Consider the following 1,539-nt stretch of genomic DNA (forward strand, 5'->3'; position numbering starts at 1 on the left):
TCCTATATTTTATCGGACAAACCAAATGGTACAACAGCAAATTCTTATTATGACGTTTATGAATATGTTCACTCATAAAACAAATATAAGATTAGGCCAGAACCCCGAAGCAGAGCTTCGAGGAATTCTTTTGATTAAATTCTAGTGTTAAGTTGGGATACCGTATCGCTGAATAGCCCGGTGCTTTAGCTCCGGATAAAGATCCGGTTTTCAGATCGGGCTTCAGCCCAAAACCTAACCGACCGGAAGGGAACAAATACTGGTGCTTCAGCGCCGAAATACCGCTAAATAATCCACATCTAGAATTCCCTAACCCGAATTTTTATATGTTGGGCTGAAGCCCGAAAACGAACAAACTCGTTAACCCCAGCTAAAGCTGGAGTCTATTGAGCGATCGTACTGGTGTTGTGTCATAAATACTTTGACGAACACATCGGAATACTAAGGAGGCTAAAACAAAATGGCTTTTACCTGTGCCGACGAGAGGATGAAATTATTGAAACCTTATCCGTCAATTAATGAGTGAAATAACACTAATATTTAAACTCAGCCAGCTTCTCAGTTGGGTTCATCATATAAGTGATGAGTGTTCTATCACTCAATAACTCCACCACTCTAAAGCCTCTGTAAGGTGTACCCCAATTCCCTCCAACGTGAGAATCGAATAAGAAGGGGATATTTTTCGCCATGAACACCCCATCCTGATCATGTACATGACCATGAAATCCTGCTCTGACATTAGGATATTTATGAATCAGTTCAAAAAATTCGGGGGTATCAATGGCATGATCAGTCCATTTAGCCTGAGGAATATGCAGGATCAGAAATACATTCTTTTTGCTTTTGTATTGCTCCAGTTTTTCCTTTAACCATTGCAGATCAGGTGACACATAAGTTCCCTGCACATTAGAAGTATCTGCAAGTATAAATGCCGAGCCTTTAGCCTCAAAACTGTGATTCAAAGGCATTTTCCATACCTCATTCCACAGTTCTTCTGTTACCATATCATGGTTCCCCCTTACTACATAATAGGGCACCTGAAGATTATCTGTTTTTTTCTTGACTAATGGTAAAAGGTTCTCTTCGTTATGAATAATATCCCCATTAAGCACACAAAAATCAATACGATTACTTTTATTGAACAAATTAATCTGATTGATCACCTTATCAGTCATTTCATCAAATGCTGTATTCGGTTGCCCGTAATGAAAGTCGGATGCAAGCACAAATCTCAGCTTAACTTTGGCTTTCAGGCCATAAACTTCTTCTGCAGAAAGATCAGCAATTCTGCCACTTAGCAATAAAGCAGATGCCAAAGAAATCTGCTGAATGAATTTCCTCCGTGTCTGACTGTTTATATCCTTTTCCATATTCTGTATGATTTTGTCAAATTGTTTCAATGAATGACCCCGAAGCAGAGCTTCGAGGTATCGCGTTATTCGAATAACCGTAATTGTGCCCTATGAAACTTCTTATAAGCAGTCTTTTCTTGGCCTTGTTCATTTATATATTTTTGAATAGTCTCCTCATTTGCGTACT

The 1,539-nt window shown here is 39.0% G+C and carries 1 protein-coding gene; it reads right to left on the bottom strand.

Annotation, left to right across the window (positions count from 1 at the left end; genetic code table 11):
• Nucleotides 1-533: 533 nt before the first annotated feature.
• Nucleotides 534-1,370, bottom strand: coding sequence for a metallophosphoesterase (locus Q8M41_RS15015; RefSeq protein ID WP_305366104.1), 837 nt, complete (start codon nt 1,368-1,370; stop codon nt 534-536).
• Between the last annotated feature and the right edge of the window lie 169 nt (nt 1,371-1,539).

This window comes from Daejeonella sp. (genome assembly GCF_030684675.1).
In the GTDB taxonomy this organism is placed as follows: domain Bacteria; phylum Bacteroidota; class Bacteroidia; order Sphingobacteriales; family Sphingobacteriaceae; genus Daejeonella.